The sequence below is a fragment of the Bradyrhizobium sp. I71 genome, from assembly GCF_022354745.1.
GTDB lineage: Bacteria > Pseudomonadota > Alphaproteobacteria > Rhizobiales > Xanthobacteraceae > Bradyrhizobium > Bradyrhizobium liaoningense.
In genome coordinates this window covers 1,831,144-1,846,616 of the sequence record NZ_CP059398.1, presented here as the reverse complement: position 1 = coordinate 1,846,616, position 15,473 = coordinate 1,831,144, and the positions used below count along the sequence as shown (strand labels likewise).

Below are 15,473 nucleotides of genomic sequence, written 5' to 3'. Positions count from 1 at the left end.
GTACCGATGGGGACTTGCAGATCAAGATGGGCGATCGCGATCAGAACGATCAGGATCGGAGGCGTATGAGCGGATGGTGGCGTGCCGCGCCGCTGCTCGGGCTCTATCGCCCTGCGCTCGTGGCGATCGGCATCGGCCTGCTGTTCTCGATCGTGGGGGCTGCCGCCGTGGCGCGGTGGGAAGATCGCGTCAACCGGGGCGAGTTCGAGAACGCGGCCGAGACCCAGTCGATCGTCATGCAGAACGGCATGAACGAGTACATCTCGCGGCTCCTCGCACTGCGCACGCTGTTCGAATCGACCAGCGACGAAGTCACTCGCAGCGAATTCGAGACCTTCAGCGCCCGCCTGTTCGAGCGACATCCCGGCATGCTGCGCCTTGCCTGGTTGCCGCGCGTCAACAGCAAGGAGCGCGCCGAATACGAGGCCGCGGCGATCGCCGACGGCGTGTCCGGCTATCGGATCAAGTCGCTGCAGGGTGAGAGATTCGTCACCGCGACGCAGGGCGACGAATATTTTCCGGTGTTCTACTCGACTCAGCCGAAGACCTCGTCGGTCTATGGCATGGACTACGCGACCGTTCCGGAGCGCCGGGCGCTGCTGGAGCGCGCGCGCGACAACGATCGCGTCGCAGCCATTCGCACGCGCCTCTTCGAGCCGAAGCAGGGGGGCAGCGGTGTGCCCGACGTTCTCGTCGCCATTCCCGTCTACGCCAAGGGCACGTCGCGCGAGGAGATCGCGGACCGGCGCCGCAATCTCGCCGGTTTCGTGGTCGGCATCTTCGACCTGCCGCTGCTGATCCAGTCCATTCGCGTGACCACCGGAGCAAGCCCGGCGGTCAGCATGAACGTCTACCCGCCCTTCGCGGCGCAGGTCGCCAACGAAGAGGAAACGCTGCCGGACTACTCGTCGGCCGCCACCGCGCCGCGTTCGATGCGGGACATCGCGCAGGCCGTGCACTGGTCGGGCAGTCTCAAGATCGGCGATACCGACTGGCAGGTGCGGGCGGTTCCAACCGCCGGCGGTCCGCTGGCGACGACTTACGATCGCGCGGGCGCGGTGCTGATCGTCGGCATGCTGCTGACGATGTCGCTGTCGACCTATCTGATGCTCGCGAGCCGCAATTCGCGGCGGCTGTCGCAGGCGAACCGGCGGGTGCTCGAGCTTGCCCAGACCGACATACTCACCGGACTGCCGAACCGCGCCTTCTTCCTCACCCGGCTCGACGAGATGAACGGGCAATCCGGCGTGACTGGTCTGCCCTTCGCGATCCTGATGCTCGACCTCGACCGCTTCAAGAACGTCAACGACTCCCTCGGTCACGCAGCCGGCGATGCGCTGCTGCGCCAGGTGGCGCAGCGGTTGAGATCCGCGATGCGCGCGAACGACGTGCTGGCGCGGCTCGGCGGCGACGAATTCGCCATCATCCAGGAAGCCTGCGAGGATCAGCGCGCCTGCTCGACCGAGCTGGCGGCGCAGATCGCCAAGCTCGTGAGCGAACCGTTCCTGCTGCCGGGACACCGCGTCGAGATCGGCACCAGCATCGGCATCGCGATCTCGCCGGACCACGGCAGCGATCAGGAGCAGCTCCTGAAGAAAGCGGATCTCGCGCTTTATCGTTCGAAATCAGCGGGCCGCAACTGCTTCACCATCTACGACGAGGCGATGTCGGCCGAGCTGGAGGCCCGCAACACGCTGGAAGGAGATCTGCGCGACGCCATCGCACAGTGCCAACTGGAGGTGCACTACCAGCCGTTCGTCGACGCCCTCAGCGGCGTACGGCGCGGTTTCGAGGCGCTGGTGCGCTGGCGGCATCCGACGCGCGGTCTGATCCCGCCGGACCAGTTCATCTCGCTTGCGGAGGAGACCGGTCTGATCGTGCCGCTCGGCGAATTCGTGCTGCGGCGCGCCTGCGCGGACGCCGCCGGCTGGCCCTCCGATCTCATGGTCGCCGTCAATTTGTCGCCGATCCAGTTCAAGGAGGCCGAGCTGTTCGACATGATCTGCGCGGCGCTCGCCGATTCCGGCCTGCCGCCGCAGAGGCTGGAGATCGAGATCACGGAATCCGTGCTGCTGGAGCGCGCGGTCGAGAACCACGCCTTCATGGAGCGGCTGAAGAGCATCGGGATCGAGCTGGCGCTCGATGATTTCGGCACCGGCTATTCGTCGCTCAGCTACCTGACCGCGTTCCCGTTCGACAAGATCAAGATCGACAAGTCGTTCATCCGCAACCTCACGCATCAGCCGCGCAGCTCCGCCATCATCTCCGCGATCGTGACACTGGCGCGCGGGCTGGACATGTCGGTCACGGCCGAGGGCGTCGAGACGTGCGAGGAGTTCGAGCGGCTGAAGGTGCTCGGCGTCAATTTTGCGCAAGGCTATCTGTTGGGCAGGCCGCAACCGATCGAAGGGATCCAGTTCGACGAGCCGGCCAAACCTTCGCGGCGCGACGCCGCCTGAACGCGCCTCGGCGAGGCGTGTATGGCCGGAACGAAGTCCGGTCCGACGCCGTGGAAGCCCCGTCCTCGCTCAGCGGGCATGCGCGAAAAAGCGCTTGACCAGAGCATCCCCGGATGATCCGAAGGAACGTCTAGGGATGAAACAAGCACAACATGCGGCTTCCGTTCTTCTACGGCTGGGTGGTGGTCGCCGTGACCTTCGTCACCATGGCCATCGGCGTCAACGCGCGTACCGCCTTCTCGCTGTTCTTTCCGCCCATCATCTCCGAGTTCGGCTGGGAGCGCGGCGTCACAGCGGGCGCCTTCTCCTTCGGCTTCGTGGTGTCGGGCGTGGTCAGCCCGCTGATCGGCCGCCTGATGGATCGCGCCGGTCCGCGCGCGGTGATGGAGCTCGGCGTCGTGCTGATGGGCGGCGGACTGCTGCTCGCACCGCTGACCAGCGCGCCGTGGCATCTCTATGTCACCATCGGCGTCATGGTCGGTGCGGGCTCGGTGTGCCTCGGCTATTCCGGCCAGTCGCTGTTCCTGCCGAACTGGTTCATCCGCAAGCGCGGCTTCGCCATCGGCATCGCTTTCGCCGGCGTCGGCATCGGCTCGGTGACGCTGCTGCCATGGGTGCAGCACATGATCGAGCAGACCGGCTGGCGCACCGCCTGCACGGCGATGGGCCTGCTCGTCGTGGTGGTGCTGGCGCCGGTCAATCTGCTGCTGCACAAGCGCCCGCAGGACATCGGCCTTGAACCGGACGGCGACGCCGCCCCGGCGCCGGGCGCAGCCCAACCGGTCTCCAACATCGTCGATCCCGTCTGGGTCGGGATCGACTGGACGCTCAAGCGAGCCGTCGCGACCGCGCGTTTCTGGTGGATCGCGCTCGGCTATTTCTGCGGCCTTTACATCTGGTACGCGGTGCAGGTGCATCAGACCAAATTCCTGCTCGACATCGGCTTCAGCGCCAGTGTTGCGGTGTGGGCACTCGGCATCGTCAGCCTGCTCGGAATTCCCGGCCAGATCCTGCTCGGCCATGTCTCTGACCGGATCGGGCGAGAATGGGTGTGGGCGATCAGCTGCGCGGGCTTTGCGATCTGTTTTGCGGCGCTGATGGCGCTGAAGTTCCAGCCGTCGCTGTGGCTGGTTTACCTGATGGTCCTCACGCAAGGCGCGCTCGGCTACGGTCTCACCTCGATCATGGGGGCGGTGGTGTTCGAGATTTTCCAGGGCAGGCACCAGGGCAGTATCTTCGGCACGATCATGCTGGCGGCGCTGGCGGGTGGTGCGGCAGGACCGTGGGTGACGGGCTTCCTCTATGATCGTGCCGGCGACTACACGCTTGCGTTTGCCATTGCGATCGTCATGAGCGGATTGTCGGCGCTCTCGATCTGGCGGGCCGCGCCGCGCAAGGTGCGGGCCGTCGCCGGCCGGCTGCACAAGCTCCCCGGCGGTATTGCGCGGTAGGTTGTCTCAAGCATCGCATTGCTCGTTTCTTCTTCGGAGAGCGTTAAGCATATCGCGTCTTGGCGTGACGCCACGGGCCCGCAAAAACGTCTTGGACACCATCGGAGCGCTAGCGTCGGCTCAGTACCACTTCTTCCCGACGCCGTCCGGTTCCAACGATGTCTGCCTCCGATTGTCCCGCGACCGAAATGCCGGACGTGCTGCGCGCCGCACTCGCACGCGCCGAGGACGGCGTCGTCATCGTCGATGACGCGCATCGCATCACGCACTTCAACCCTGCCGCGGAGCGGATCTGGAAGCTTGCTGCCACCGAGGTGCTCGGCCGCAACGCCGCAGTTCTCACCCTCAAATGTCTCGAGGCCGGCGCGACCCCGGAGTTCCGCGAGGAGATCAGCCTCGTGCGGCGCGACGGCAGCCGTATCAAGGCGCTGGTGTCGATGTCGTCAACGACGATTGGCTGCGCGACCCATCGCATCGTGTTCGCACGCGACGTCACTCTTGATGCGGAGCGGCGCGTCAGGATCGGGCTTCTCCACGCCGTCGCCGACCAGACCAACCGCGCGGTGATCATCACCGACGTCGGGCGGAACATCGTCTACGTCAATTCGGCGTTCACGGCGCTGTTCGGCTATACCAGCGAGGAGGCCGCAGGTCGCAGCGCCGACGGCCTCGTTGCCGGTCGTCACACCGACCGCAAGGCCCTCGCGAAGCTCGTCAGGCGTCTGATGCGCGGCGGACATCGCGGCGAGGCCGAGCTGCTCGTCTACGACAAGGACGGCGAGGAGATCTGGGTCTCCGCCCGGATCGACACGTTCCGCGACAGCAAGGGCCGGGTCAAGCATATCTTCGCGCTGCTCGAGGATATCACCGAGACCAAGCAGCTTCGCTCGCTTCAGCAGCTCATCATGAGCGCGCTCGCCGACGAGGTGCCGATCGGCGAGATCGCCGACCGGCTGTGCCGCCGCGTCGAGGAGATCGCGCCCGACGTGGTCTGCTCGCTGCTTCACGTCGATGCCGCCGGCCTGATCCATCCGCTCGGCGGTCCCAGCCTGCCTGAGGACTATTCCCGCGCGCTGGACGGCATCGCGATCGGCCCCAATGTCGGCTCCTGCGGCACCGCGGCCTTCTACGGTACACCGGTTCTGGCGACCGACCTCGACACCGATCCGCGCTGGCAGCCCTACAAGGCGATGCCGCTCGCGATCGGCCTGCGTGCGTGCTGGTCGACCCCGGTCAAGGCCAAGGACGGCCGCGTCATCGCGACCTTCGCCTTCTACTATCGCGAGCCGCGCGCGCCGAGCAATTGGCACCGGCGCATCGTCGAGGCCTGCGTCAACCTCGGCGCCTTCGCGATCGAGCGCAAGGAGGCGCGCGCCGAGATCGCGCGGCTCGCCTATCACGACATCCTCACCGGCCTGCCCAATCGAGCCCAGTTGCGGCACCTGATCACCACGGCCATCGATGCCTGCCCGACCAGCAGCCATGTCGCGCTGGCCTTCCTCGACGTCGATCATTTCAAGGACGTCAACGATACGCTCGGTCACGCCGCCGGCGACGAGCTCCTGGTCCAGCTCGCGCAACGCCTGCGCGAGCATATCGGTCCCGGCGACATGCTGGGTCGGCTCGGCGGCGACGAGTTCGTCATCCTGCTGCCGCAACGCAACGTCGAGAGCGCCGAGCGCGTCGCGGCCGATATCGCCGAAGCGCTGGCGCGGCCGCTCCGGCTCGGGTCGAAGCTGATGCCGATGTCCGCCAGCATCGGCATCAGCCTCTACCCCGATCACGCCACCGATATCGACACCTTGATGCAGCAGGCGGACGCCGCGATGTACATGGCCAAGCAGGCCGGACGCTCGACCCATCGCATCTTCAGCGCCGAGATGAACGTGCTCGCCGAGCAGCGGTTGGCCCTGATCGCGGCGCTGCGCCGCGCGATCGCGGAGGGCGCGCTGAGTCTCAGCTATCAGCCGCAGATCCGCAGCTGCGACGGCGCGATCCATGGCGTCGAAGCGCTGGCGCGCTGGCGCGATGCCGTGCTCGGCGACGTCTCGCCGGCAAAGTTCATCCCGCTCGCCGAGGAATGCGGCCTGATCGAGCAGATCGGCCTGTGGTCCGTGCGCGAGGCCTGCCGGCAGATCGCGAGCTGGCGCCACGCCGGGCTCAACATTCCCTGCGTCTCGGTGAACCTGTCGCCGATCAATTTCCGCAACGTCGCGCTGGCGGCGCGGCTGAAGGACATCCTGGCCGAATACGATCTGCCGCCCGACGCGCTGATGCTGGAAATAACCGAAGGCGCGTTCATGCAGGATGGCGTCGCAGCGCTGGAGACGATGAACGCGATCCGCGAGCTCGGCGTCGGCCTCTCGGTGGACGATTTCGGCACCGGGTATTCCAGCCTCAGCCGGCTCGCGCATTTGCCGATCCGCGAATTGAAGATCGACCGCAGTTTCATGCGTGACATCGAGAAAGACGCGGGCGCGCTCGCGATCGCCACCGCGGTGGTCCGCGTCGGCCAGGGCCTCGGCATCACCGTGGTTGCCGAGGGCGTCGAGACCGAGGGGCAGCGCAAGACGCTGGCCGAGCTCGGCTGCGACATCGTCCAAGGGTTCCTCTACACACCCGCGTTGCCTCCTGTCGCTTTCGAGCGCTGGCTGATCGACCACTGCGCCGAGCAGGCGAGGGCGATGCTGGGGCGGCTTGATATTGCGCCGGCGGGCGCGACTGCGGTGAAGCGGTCGGCGTAGCTGCCTTCGAGCGATATTTCCGGCCGGTAGGAACGCATCAAGGCTCAGCGGCTTGGTCTTTGACGTCTCCCTGAAGGGGCGCCAGGCCTTGTCCTGCTTGCAAACCGCATGAGCCCAAATGAAACGACGGGAAACCGGCGCCACTGCCCGAGCGGCAGGCTTTCGACCTTCGCCACCGCAGCTCAAGGCCATCACGGCATGGATGGCTTGTCAGAGCGACGAGCCCAGCCTGTCCGAAGCGATAGGTCGCCTGGTGGAACTGGGGCTTGCGTCGCACGCCGCTCCGGATCGCCAGAAGCAGCGCGCGCGCAAGATGGCCGGCGATGCGATCGATCGCATGGGCGACACGACGACGACGGCGGAGGACAGGGCAATCCGCAAGCGGGATCTGCTCGATGGACCCAAGGAGTTCGATCGCGTACGAATTGATCGGTCCAAATGCAGCAAGCCGATTCGAGAATAGGCTGGGTGACAAGACGTCGCCGACACCGAAGCAATTCGAACCACCGGCGATATGGAGGACAAGCAATGAGACGGTATTCCCAATCGCATGCGGCGAAAGAGGCGAACAGTCTCTTCAAGCAGACCGTGACGAAGCCCGCGACCGATTACGAGAAGGCGGAACAGACCTTCCACGCAAATCGCGAACGGCTGAAGGCTGAACGGTTGGCGAGGGAGGCTGAACGACGCAGCCAGTCCGAGAGGACGACTTGAGTGTCGCTGTTCTACTTCGACATCTGGGACGGTGAATCGCTCGTCGTGGACGAAGAAGGTCTGGATCTGGCCAGCCGGCGGGCCGCGGAGATCGAGGCGGCGCTGTCTCTTGCCGACATCGCCAAGCAGCTTGAACCGTTCGACAGCAGCGACGGCCTCGCCATCATTGTTCGGGATGCGAGCGGCCCCGTCTCGAGAGCGACATTCATCGGCGAAAGAGTTCGCCAGGTCAATTGAGATCGCGCTCTCGCCCACGTGTGTGCGCTGGATGAATCGTCATCGCGCTCTAGGTCGTCGTTTGAGCATGATCTTGTCGGAGAACCGCCGCGCACTTCTCCGGATCATGCTTTAGAGCATCGGAAGCACGACAATCCCGTCTTCGAGCTCCCCTGAAGCAAGGCGCGCCCGCGCCATACGCTCGAACTCCGTTCGGTGCTTCTGCAGATAGCTGAAGGCCTGCTTCTGGGTATTGAATGTCGTGGCAAGCCGGCACAGCTGGCGGTTTGCGCCGGATGCGAGGAAGAAGGTGATGGTTCCGTGGTCTGGCTTGATTCTAGGCACGATCTGCACTCTCCGGCAATGAGATCGGCACTCAAGTCTGGCCGGCGGCGTTGAAGTCGACTATCGCGCCGGCTTCCTTGAACGCCTCTTCAGCGTAGGCGCCGGCAAAGCTGTTCGAAGCGCGTCATCAGCCGCTTCCTTCGCCTCGCGCACCTCTCGAAGCCGCGCCATGTTCTTGCGAACCTCGATGGCTTGTCTTTCGACGTCTGCCAATGCCCGGGCTCCCTCTTCAGCGGCGAGGCGCTTGCGATCGGAACGCGCAATGCTTTCGGGTGACGGCTCTGCCGGTTTCTTGGTGCTCATCGTTCACCCGGATCCGCAACAGCCAAACCCGCTCAATCCCGGGATTGAGCGGGCGAAGCAACCGTTTCAGTACATCCGTGAAACGGCGCCACGATATCAAGCCAGCGAGAGGTTCTCAGCGCTGACTTTGCCTCGCATCTTGTCGGTCTTGATCTCGAAATTGACCTTTTGGCCCTCGCCGAGACCAGCAAGACCAGCTCGTTCAACCGCGCTGATGTGAACGAACACATCGTTGCCGCCATCGCTCGGCTGGATGAAACCGAAGCCCTTTTGGCCATTGAACCACTTGACTGTACCTGTCGTCATTCTCTTCTCCAAAGCGCGCAAGCGCATCCCGCGCGACAATCACGCAGGTATCTTCAACTTCGTCGATGTCTTTGGAAAAGGAGCCCGCGGGCGCATTCAACAAGGCACAGCGGCTAATCGAACGACCCACAATATACACCGCTTTCGCGATTTTGCAAGGAGCGCAGCCGGTTTGTTTTCTGCGGGCCAGTTCTTCTGTTCCGATCGAGGCGTTTTGCGTGTGTCCGTCGACCTGCAGGCAGGACGTTATCGATTGACAGCGCTGCGCGACAGTGGTCACGTTGACGCCACCAAGGTGCTCGCCGTGACAGGCAGATCGGCTCGTCCGAAGCCGCGACGATGTCGCCATCGCTATCCTCAAAAATTCGCAATGAAGCTCCTGCGCAATTGGGCTGCCCTGCAGGACGTGTCGCATTCGCAGCCCGGGCCAGGAGGATCAAATTGCACGTACTCGTCAGAGACAACAACGTTGAGCAGGCACTCCGCGTTCTCAAGAAGAAGATGCAGCGCGAGGGCGTCTTCCGGGAAATGAAGCAGCGCCGTTCCTACGAAAAGCCGTCCGAGAGAAAGACCCGCGAGAAATCCGAGGCCATTCGCCGCGCCCGCAAGCTCGCCCGGAAGCAGGCGATCAGGGAGGGATTGCTGCCCGCGCCACCGAAGAAGAAACCCTTCGAGCGCAAGCCGCCCCTGCCGGAGATCAAAGCAAGGCCGGAGTAGAAGCGATCTTGATTCCGGATATCATGATGGCGCGTCACCGCTGAGGCCGCAGAAAGGCCGGGCCTGGCTGTCCCGGCTGCTGTCTTCCTTATGGCCTGAAATCGATGCCTCGAAGCACGATGCCCGGCGGCGTGCCTTCGAACTCGGTGGCGCGATATTTGCTCTCGGCGCATGCTTCGATGCGATCGCGTAGACGGGCGAATTGGGCTTCCCGCTGCTCGGGCTTGACTTGCGCGCCGCGCTCGAGGTCATCCATCGCGGAGGTCGAGATCGCGCAAGGAATCTCCCGGGCGCCGTCATGCATCGAGAACCGGACGATCATCCGGTCGTATTCGTGGTCGATAAAGCGGCTGCTGGTCAGTGTCATGGCTCACTCCGTTACGTGTTGGCTTCCTTGCGAGTTCGCGCCATCCAATCATTGAACGGTACCGCGCGCCCGCTCCCCGGCTCCCGCCGAGCATGCACGTGTCGAGAATGCAGGTGGCCCTCGCTCAGCCCTCTCCGGACAGCCGAGCGAAATCGTCGAACAGCGCCGAGACGAGCGCGCGATGGCGCGTGTCCTCGGCCGGCAGGCCCGCAGCATAGAGGTTGAGCAGATGGCGCGCCTTCATCGAGGCTTCCTGCCAGGACGCAGCGGGCACTGTCATCATGCGGTGTTCGAGGTCGGCCTCGCGCTCGCGCAGCTCTCTGACATGGGCCTCGACCTCCGCCAGCGCGCGGCGCAGGTCGGTGGCCTTTTGCGCGGCCATGCCACGGCGCTTGTCGAGATCGACCGGCTGGTCACTCATTGGCGATGCTCGCGTCTGCAGCTTGAGCATTCGCAAGATCGACGGAGCCGATCGACAGCATCTCCATGGTGCCGCCCGCACCTTCGGCTGGCACGGTGATCATCGTGGCGACCCGGCGATACGCAGCGAAGGTCAGGCCTTCGATCGTCTCCTCATCGGTGACGACCTCATAGGCGCCGGCCGGCAGAATGCGCTCGATGCCGCGGATGTGGAACGGATGCCTGAAGGTGACGGTCTCTCGCCGCGAGCGGATGGTCATGCGCACGCCTGCCTTTCGCAAGTGAAGCCCCAACCGGTGCCGGCTGCTGCGAGCATGCGCTTTTGGCACGGCAATAGCCAGCACTATCGTGTCCGTACGGGCAACGGTCATGTCGCGATGCGACGACAAGAGGCACTTAACGCTCGCTATTGGTTCGGCGCGGGCGTAGGCTCGCTGCCATCACCGCGCGTCTCGACGGCTTCGACCGGTGACTGTGGGCAAATGTGCTTCCGCCGAAGGCTGCGCTGGAGCGTTCGATGTCGGGTGATCGCATTTCGGAATGGATCGTGCCGCCGGTGATCGTTCCGCTGTTCCTGCTTCTCGAGTGCGGAGCCGCGGTCCTCAATGGCTAGGACAATACGCGTGCCGTATCTGGTCAGTGGAACCAACGAATACGGCAGCTCCAATCTCGGCCGGGGAACGGCGGCGGTCGCGCTACGCCTTGCGGAAAAACTGCTGCGCGAGGGCTACATGGACGTCAGGGTCTGTACCCCGCGCGGCCGGGTCCTGCAGCCGAGTGAATTCGACGAACTCAAACCAGCAAAGGAGAGCGACATGGCAAAGGGCCAACAACGCGGCAACCGCGAAGTCAAGAAGCCGAAGAAGGACAAAGCCAAGGTGATCGCCGCGGCGCCGTCCCGCAAGGAAGCTGCCTGGCAGCCAGATTTCGGACCTGCGAAGAAGAAGTAGCGAGGGGGCCGCATCTAAAGCGCGACAAGCATGTCGCGCGGCGATCGAAGGCACAGATGCTGATGCGACGCCGATCCCCTCCGACGCCGCAACCGTGATCGCGCAGGAAGCTGTCGGCCGGCATCGATCGGCCGGTCACGGATGCTCCAAGCAGGCGCGCGCTTTCACAAATGCACGATGGGCGGACGACGAGTTGTCGAGGTACTGAACGGAGATTGCGCGAGAGGCATCAGAATCCGTTGAAATCTCATGTGAAAACCTCTCTTGAACGATAGCTGCGGCGAGCGGTCACACGGCTGGCGTTCCAACGCGTAAATCTGGACCGTCGGTTGCCGATGTCAGATAATTGCGTGGATCTGATGTGGCGCCTCCGCTCCCCAGGCTCCTCGCATTATTGAGACACACGCCATGGCACAGGCGCGCGCCTTCGCGCAGAAGCTCGAACGGTTCTTGCATTTGAAGGATGCGCCGCCAACGCTGGTCACGCGTTCACTGCGCAGCGCCGAGCTCGCCGTCACCGAGACACGGGATGATCATCCGATTCCGCGTCTCTCCGAGTCGATGCCCTCGGAGGACGCCTATCTCGTCAGCCTCAAATTCCGTGATTTCGCCGATTGTGAGTGCTGGGAGCGCGGCCGGTGCGTGATCAAGCGCGATATCCGCGCCGGTGCCACTTATCTGTACGACCTGAAACGCGATCCACGCTACGTGATCGACAAGCCCTTCCATTCTCTGTTCTTCCATCTGCCCCGTTCGGCGTTGGACGACATGGCGAGGCAAAGCGGCGCGTCGCGGATCGGTGAGCTCGCCTATCAGCCCGGCGTCGGCCACGACGATATGACGATCCGTCATCTCGGCGCGTCGTTCCTGGCGGCGTTGCGGCAGCCTGAAGAGGCCAACCAGCTCTTCATCGACCACATGATGCTCGCGCTCACAGCACATGTTGCGACGACCTACGGCGGATTGCGGCGCGCCGCCGAGCCGGCGCGCGGCGGCCTCGCCCCCTGGCAGGTGAAGCGGGCTTGTGAAAGGCTGGAGTCCGATCTCCGCGGAAAGCTTTCGCTGGAGAAGATCGCAGCCGAGTTCGATCTCTCGGTCAGTCATTTTTCGCGCGCATTTCGCGTCTCGACCGGCCTGCCGCCGCACCAATGGCTGCTGCGCCAGCGCGTGGACACGGCCAAGCAATTGATGACGGTGCGCGACCTGTCGCTGGCGGAGATCGCGATATCGGCCGGGTTCGCCAATCAAAGCCACTTCACCCGGGTGTTTTCCTCGGTGGTCGGCGTCAGCCCGGGAATGTGGCGCCGTGAGGCGCAGGGCGTGCCGGACGGCGAAGCGTGATCCCTCCGTTCAGCGGCGCTCTGTCTGGGAGATGGCATAGGCGTCGCGCCGCGCCGCAAATATCTCGTCCGGCGGATGGCCGATGCCTTCGGCAAGATTGGCTGGATTGAATACGGACGCCTCGCACGCTCCGTTCGGTTCAGTGCCCGTTATCACGATCGTTCCGAGGCGCACCGCTTCGCGTCCATCCTCGTCGGGCCAACGGATGGTCACGTCCATGACGGGATCGCCGGGACGGTCCAGCAGCGCCATCACGCTGAACCTGACATCGCGCGCCGCAATCCGGGAGTCGAGATCGCGCAGCAAGCCGGTGGACTTGGCCGTGCCGGCGTGCTCGCTCGGCCTGCGTTCGTCGCCGACCGGCGCGACCTTGAACTTGATGAACCGCGTCTCACCCCTCGCATTCGTTGCGGGAAAGGCGTGCACCCCCCAATAGATCGTGCGGGCGAGGCTTGCCGGCGGCGGATTCGCGGCAAGGTAGCTTGCCTGATGCAGCGTTTCGGGATTGGCGGCGGAAAAAGCTTCGACTCGGGCCATGTCCGGCCTGCCGTCCGGTCCCGGCATGTGTGCTTGCAGGAAGGCCAGCATCTGGTCGAGCGTTCTGGCGAAATGAACCGGGGCGCTCTGGGTGACGATTTCGGAGAACTGATTGCCGCTGCCGAGTCGGAAGCTGAAGCCGCGCAGCGAGCGACCGTCCGTATCGGCCGCGTTTGCGGGGACGCCGTCCGCCGAGAAACGCGCCAGCACCCGGGAGGGCGTGGTGAAGCTGCAGGACCTGGTGATCTCCCTGGCCTGATCCGAGGGGGCATAGGTGCCGCGAACGCATCGGCCCCAGCAAAAGCTCGCACGCGCCTTCGGCGGAAGACCGGCAACAACCGCCCTCAAGGCATCGACGACGGACATCGGAGTGGCTGCGCCGCTCGGGAACTGAGGCAGAACGGAACCTTTGGATTCGAACGATGGGCCTGTTTATGGCGCAGGGCGCGCCGAAAGATCTTTCCCAAAGCGGACATGCCTTGTCCGATCCTGCGACGAATCTCGCAACTCGCTGGCTCGGGCCGCGCTCTGAAGAGCTCCGCTAGCCGGAGGCCAACCCCGTCCTGCGCCTGAGATCCGTGATCGCGCGCAGGAAACTGTCGGCCGGCGTCGTCTCCGGATCGATCAGCCGGTGCAGGCGAAAGCCGTCTTCCAGCGCGAGCACGACGGAGGCCATCCATGGCGGGTTCAGATTGTCGTTGCGCCCGTTGCTCTTCAATGTCGCCTCGACGATGTCGGCGACCAGCTTGCGCCGCGCGCGCAGGCGCTTGGCAAGCTCCGGGCGGCGCTTCTCGGCGCGTGCGACGAACAGGATCATCTCCATGTGGAGGAGGGGCGAGCGGCCGATCGGATCCTGCCGGCTGCGGTCCATTGTCTTCAGCGCCGCGATGAAATCGTCGAGATTGTCGTGCTGCGCGAGGATGTCCATGTTGCGCCGGATCGACTGCTCGACATGGTCCTCGAGCATGGCGATGATCAATTCGTCCTTGCTCTTGAAGTTCGAATAGAACGCCCCGCGGCTAAAGCCCGCTGCCGCCGCGATCGCCTCGATGCTGGCGCCGCCGATGCCGTCCTGTTCGAACACGCGCGCGGCCGCCTCGAACAGCCTGTCGCGCGTGTCGTCCCTGGTCGGTCTCGTTCTCACCCTTGACATCGGCACAGGTTAGGGCAGACTGCAACTCGATACAACAATGTATCGAGTTCGATAATTCAGGGATGGTTACGCTGCGCATGAGGGGCTGCCCGGCGTATTCGATTCATGCGGCAACCGGTCTGAGGTCACCATGAACGAGCACGTGCAAGGCGCCGGCGGCGGACCGCTGTTCAACCCGCTCTCGCCGGACTTCATCCGCGATCCCTATCCGCATTACGACCGGCTGCGCAGGCTCGATCCGATCCATGTGACGCCGTTCGGCCAGTTCGTCACCAGCCGCCATGCCGAGGTGAGTTTGGTGCTGCGCGACAAGCGCTTCGGCAAGGATTTCGTCGAGCGCAGCACGCGCCGCTACGGTCCCGAGATCATGAAGGAGCCGGTGTTTCGCAGCATGAGCTACTGGATGCTGCAGGCCGATCCTCCGGACCACACCCGCCTGCGCGGCCTCGTGGTGAAGGCCTTCACCGCCCGCCGGGTCGAGGACATGCGGCCGCGAATCCAGCAGATCGTCGATGAGGCCATCGACGCCGTGATCGACCGCGGCCACATGGACCTGATCGAGGATTTCGCCTTCCGCCTGCCCGTCACCATCATCTGCGACATGCTCGGCATCCCCGAGGAGCACCGCGAAGTCTTCTACAAGAGCTCGCGCGACGGCGGGCGGCTGCTCGATCCCGTGCCCTTGTCTGCGGAGGAGATCAAACAGGGCAACGCCGGCAACCTGATGGCGCAGATGTATTTCCAGCAGCTGTTCGAGCTGCGCCGCCGCAATCCCGGCGACGACCTCATCACCCAGCTGGTGCAGGCCGAGGAGGACGGCAACAAGCTCACCAACGAGGAATTGACCGCCAACATCATACTCTTGTTCGGCGCAGGCCACGAGACCACGGTCAACCTGATCGGCAACGGCCTGCTCGCGCTCCATCGCAATCCGGATCAGCTCGCGCTGCTCAAGGCGCGGCCGGAAATGATGGTGGGCGCGATCGAGGAATTCCTGCGCTACGATTCCTCGGTGCAGATGACCGGGCGCGTCGCGCTGGAGGACATCGACGATCTCGGCGGCGCGAAGATTCCGAAGGGCGAGAGCGTGCTGTGCCTGCTCGGCTCGGCCAACCGGGATCCCGCGGTCTATCCTGATCGGCCCGACCGGCTGGACGTCACCCGCCCGAATGTGAAGCCGCTGTCGTTCGGCGGCGGCATCCATTTCTGCCTGGGTGCCCAGCTGGCGCGCATCGAGGCCGAGATCGCCATCGCCACGCTGCTGCGGCGGCTGCCCGACTTGCGCATCGACGACGTCGAGAACCCGGAATGGCGGCCGACCTTCGTGCTGCGCGGCCTGAAGCGGTTGCCGGCGAGCTGGTGAGGCGCGCCAGCGTTAACCTCCGCGCGCAACAGTCGCTGTGACTTCGCCACACTTCCCTCTATATAAGGGGCTGTTCCGGCGCGCCTG

The 15,473-nt window shown here is 64.6% G+C and carries 18 protein-coding genes; 10 read left to right on the top strand and 8 right to left on the bottom strand.

Features of this window, described 5'->3' with window-relative positions; translation table 11 throughout:
• Positions 1 to 65: 65 nt before the first annotated feature.
• The 6 genes from FJV43_RS09225 (at position 66) to FJV43_RS09200 (ending at position 7,605) form a co-directional block, all read left to right on the top strand.
• Positions 66 to 2,459 (top strand): EAL domain-containing protein, encoded by a 2,394-nt coding sequence (locus FJV43_RS09225; protein WP_239626358.1) that lies wholly within the window; start codon positions 66 to 68, stop codon positions 2,457 to 2,459.
• 152 nt (positions 2,460 to 2,611) lie between these two features.
• Complete coding sequence (locus FJV43_RS09220; RefSeq protein ID WP_239626357.1) at positions 2,612 to 3,910, top strand: MFS transporter; 1,299 nt, start codon at positions 2,612 to 2,614, stop codon at positions 3,908 to 3,910.
• A 158-nt stretch (positions 3,911 to 4,068) separates the two neighbouring features.
• Positions 4,069 to 6,654: an EAL domain-containing protein gene (locus FJV43_RS09215; protein WP_239626355.1), complete on the top strand. Its 2,586-nt coding sequence runs from the start codon at positions 4,069 to 4,071 to the stop codon at positions 6,652 to 6,654.
• 118 nt (positions 6,655 to 6,772) lie between these two features.
• Positions 6,773 to 7,117, top strand: coding sequence for a hypothetical protein (locus FJV43_RS09210; protein ID WP_239626353.1), 345 nt, complete (start codon positions 6,773 to 6,775; stop codon positions 7,115 to 7,117).
• 65 nt (positions 7,118 to 7,182) lie between these two features.
• Positions 7,183 to 7,368: a hypothetical protein gene (locus FJV43_RS09205; protein ID WP_239626352.1), complete on the top strand. Its 186-nt coding sequence runs from the start codon at positions 7,183 to 7,185 to the stop codon at positions 7,366 to 7,368.
• Positions 7,369 to 7,605 carry a hypothetical protein gene (locus tag FJV43_RS09200; RefSeq protein WP_239626350.1) on the top strand — a complete coding sequence of 79 codons (237 nt, stop codon included), beginning with the start codon at positions 7,369 to 7,371 and terminating at the stop codon, positions 7,603 to 7,605.
• 111 nt (positions 7,606 to 7,716) lie between these two features.
• On the opposite strand, the gene FJV43_RS09195 is transcribed toward FJV43_RS09200, so the two are convergent.
• The 3 genes from FJV43_RS09195 to FJV43_RS09185 all read right to left on the bottom strand — a co-directional run bounded on the left by FJV43_RS09195 (position 7,717) and on the right by FJV43_RS09185 (position 8,538).
• Positions 7,717 to 7,938: a hypothetical protein gene (locus FJV43_RS09195; protein WP_028181636.1), complete on the bottom strand. Its 222-nt coding sequence runs from the start codon at positions 7,936 to 7,938 to the stop codon at positions 7,717 to 7,719.
• 51 nt (positions 7,939 to 7,989) lie between these two features.
• The gene (locus FJV43_RS09190; RefSeq protein WP_131869777.1) at positions 7,990 to 8,232 is read right to left on the bottom strand and encodes a transcriptional regulator; all 243 of its coding nucleotides are present in this window, start codon (positions 8,230 to 8,232) and stop codon (positions 7,990 to 7,992) included.
• A 96-nt stretch (positions 8,233 to 8,328) separates the two neighbouring features.
• On the bottom strand, positions 8,329 to 8,538 hold the full coding sequence (locus tag FJV43_RS09185) for a cold-shock protein (protein ID WP_028181638.1): 210 nt from the start codon (positions 8,536 to 8,538) through the stop codon (positions 8,329 to 8,331).
• A gap of 441 nt (positions 8,539 to 8,979) precedes the next feature.
• Here FJV43_RS09185 and rpsU point away from each other — a divergent pair, with 441 nt between their 5' ends.
• The gene (rpsU, locus tag FJV43_RS09180) at positions 8,980 to 9,255 is read left to right on the top strand and encodes a 30S ribosomal protein S21 (RefSeq protein WP_025038058.1); all 276 of its coding nucleotides are present in this window, start codon (positions 8,980 to 8,982) and stop codon (positions 9,253 to 9,255) included.
• An 88-nt stretch (positions 9,256 to 9,343) separates the two neighbouring features.
• Here rpsU and FJV43_RS09175 read toward each other — a convergent pair whose 3' ends face one another.
• The 3 genes from FJV43_RS09175 to FJV43_RS09165 all read right to left on the bottom strand — a co-directional run bounded on the left by FJV43_RS09175 (position 9,344) and on the right by FJV43_RS09165 (position 10,302).
• Positions 9,344 to 9,622: a DUF1488 domain-containing protein gene (locus FJV43_RS09175; RefSeq protein WP_239626348.1), complete on the bottom strand. Its 279-nt coding sequence runs from the start codon at positions 9,620 to 9,622 to the stop codon at positions 9,344 to 9,346.
• A gap of 124 nt (positions 9,623 to 9,746) precedes the next feature.
• Complete coding sequence (locus FJV43_RS09170) at positions 9,747 to 10,043, bottom strand: hypothetical protein (RefSeq protein ID WP_239626347.1); 297 nt, start codon at positions 10,041 to 10,043, stop codon at positions 9,747 to 9,749.
• Positions 10,036 to 10,302, bottom strand: coding sequence for a hypothetical protein (locus FJV43_RS09165; RefSeq protein WP_239626345.1), 267 nt, complete (start codon positions 10,300 to 10,302; stop codon positions 10,036 to 10,038). Before FJV43_RS09165 ends, FJV43_RS09170 begins: the two co-directional genes overlap by 8 nt.
• 363 nt (positions 10,303 to 10,665) lie before the next feature.
• On the opposite strand from FJV43_RS09165, the gene FJV43_RS09160 reads away from it, so the two are divergent.
• Positions 10,666 to 10,992, top strand: a complete 327-nt coding sequence (locus FJV43_RS09160) for a hypothetical protein (protein WP_239626343.1) — start codon at positions 10,666 to 10,668, stop codon at positions 10,990 to 10,992.
• A 408-nt stretch (positions 10,993 to 11,400) separates the two neighbouring features.
• Entirely contained in the window at positions 11,401 to 12,333 is a 933-nt protein-coding gene (locus FJV43_RS09155; RefSeq protein ID WP_239626341.1) for an AraC family transcriptional regulator, read from the top strand.
• Positions 12,334 to 12,342: 9 nt separating this feature from the next.
• Here FJV43_RS09155 and FJV43_RS09150 read toward each other — a convergent pair whose 3' ends face one another.
• Both FJV43_RS09150 and FJV43_RS09145 read right to left on the bottom strand, forming a co-directional pair.
• A complete protein-coding gene (locus FJV43_RS09150) occupies positions 12,343 to 13,236 on the bottom strand; it encodes a catalase (protein WP_239626339.1) in 894 nt (297 codons plus the stop codon).
• Positions 13,237 to 13,411: 175 nt separating this feature from the next.
• Positions 13,412 to 14,023 carry a TetR/AcrR family transcriptional regulator gene (locus FJV43_RS09145; protein WP_239626337.1) on the bottom strand — a complete coding sequence of 204 codons (612 nt, stop codon included), beginning with the start codon at positions 14,021 to 14,023 and terminating at the stop codon, positions 13,412 to 13,414.
• A 130-nt stretch (positions 14,024 to 14,153) separates the two neighbouring features.
• Between FJV43_RS09145 and FJV43_RS09140 the strand changes: the two genes are divergently transcribed.
• The gene (locus FJV43_RS09140) at positions 14,154 to 15,386 is read left to right on the top strand and encodes a cytochrome P450 (RefSeq protein WP_239626335.1); all 1,233 of its coding nucleotides are present in this window, start codon (positions 14,154 to 14,156) and stop codon (positions 15,384 to 15,386) included.
• The last annotated feature ends 87 nt before the right edge of the window (positions 15,387 to 15,473 follow it).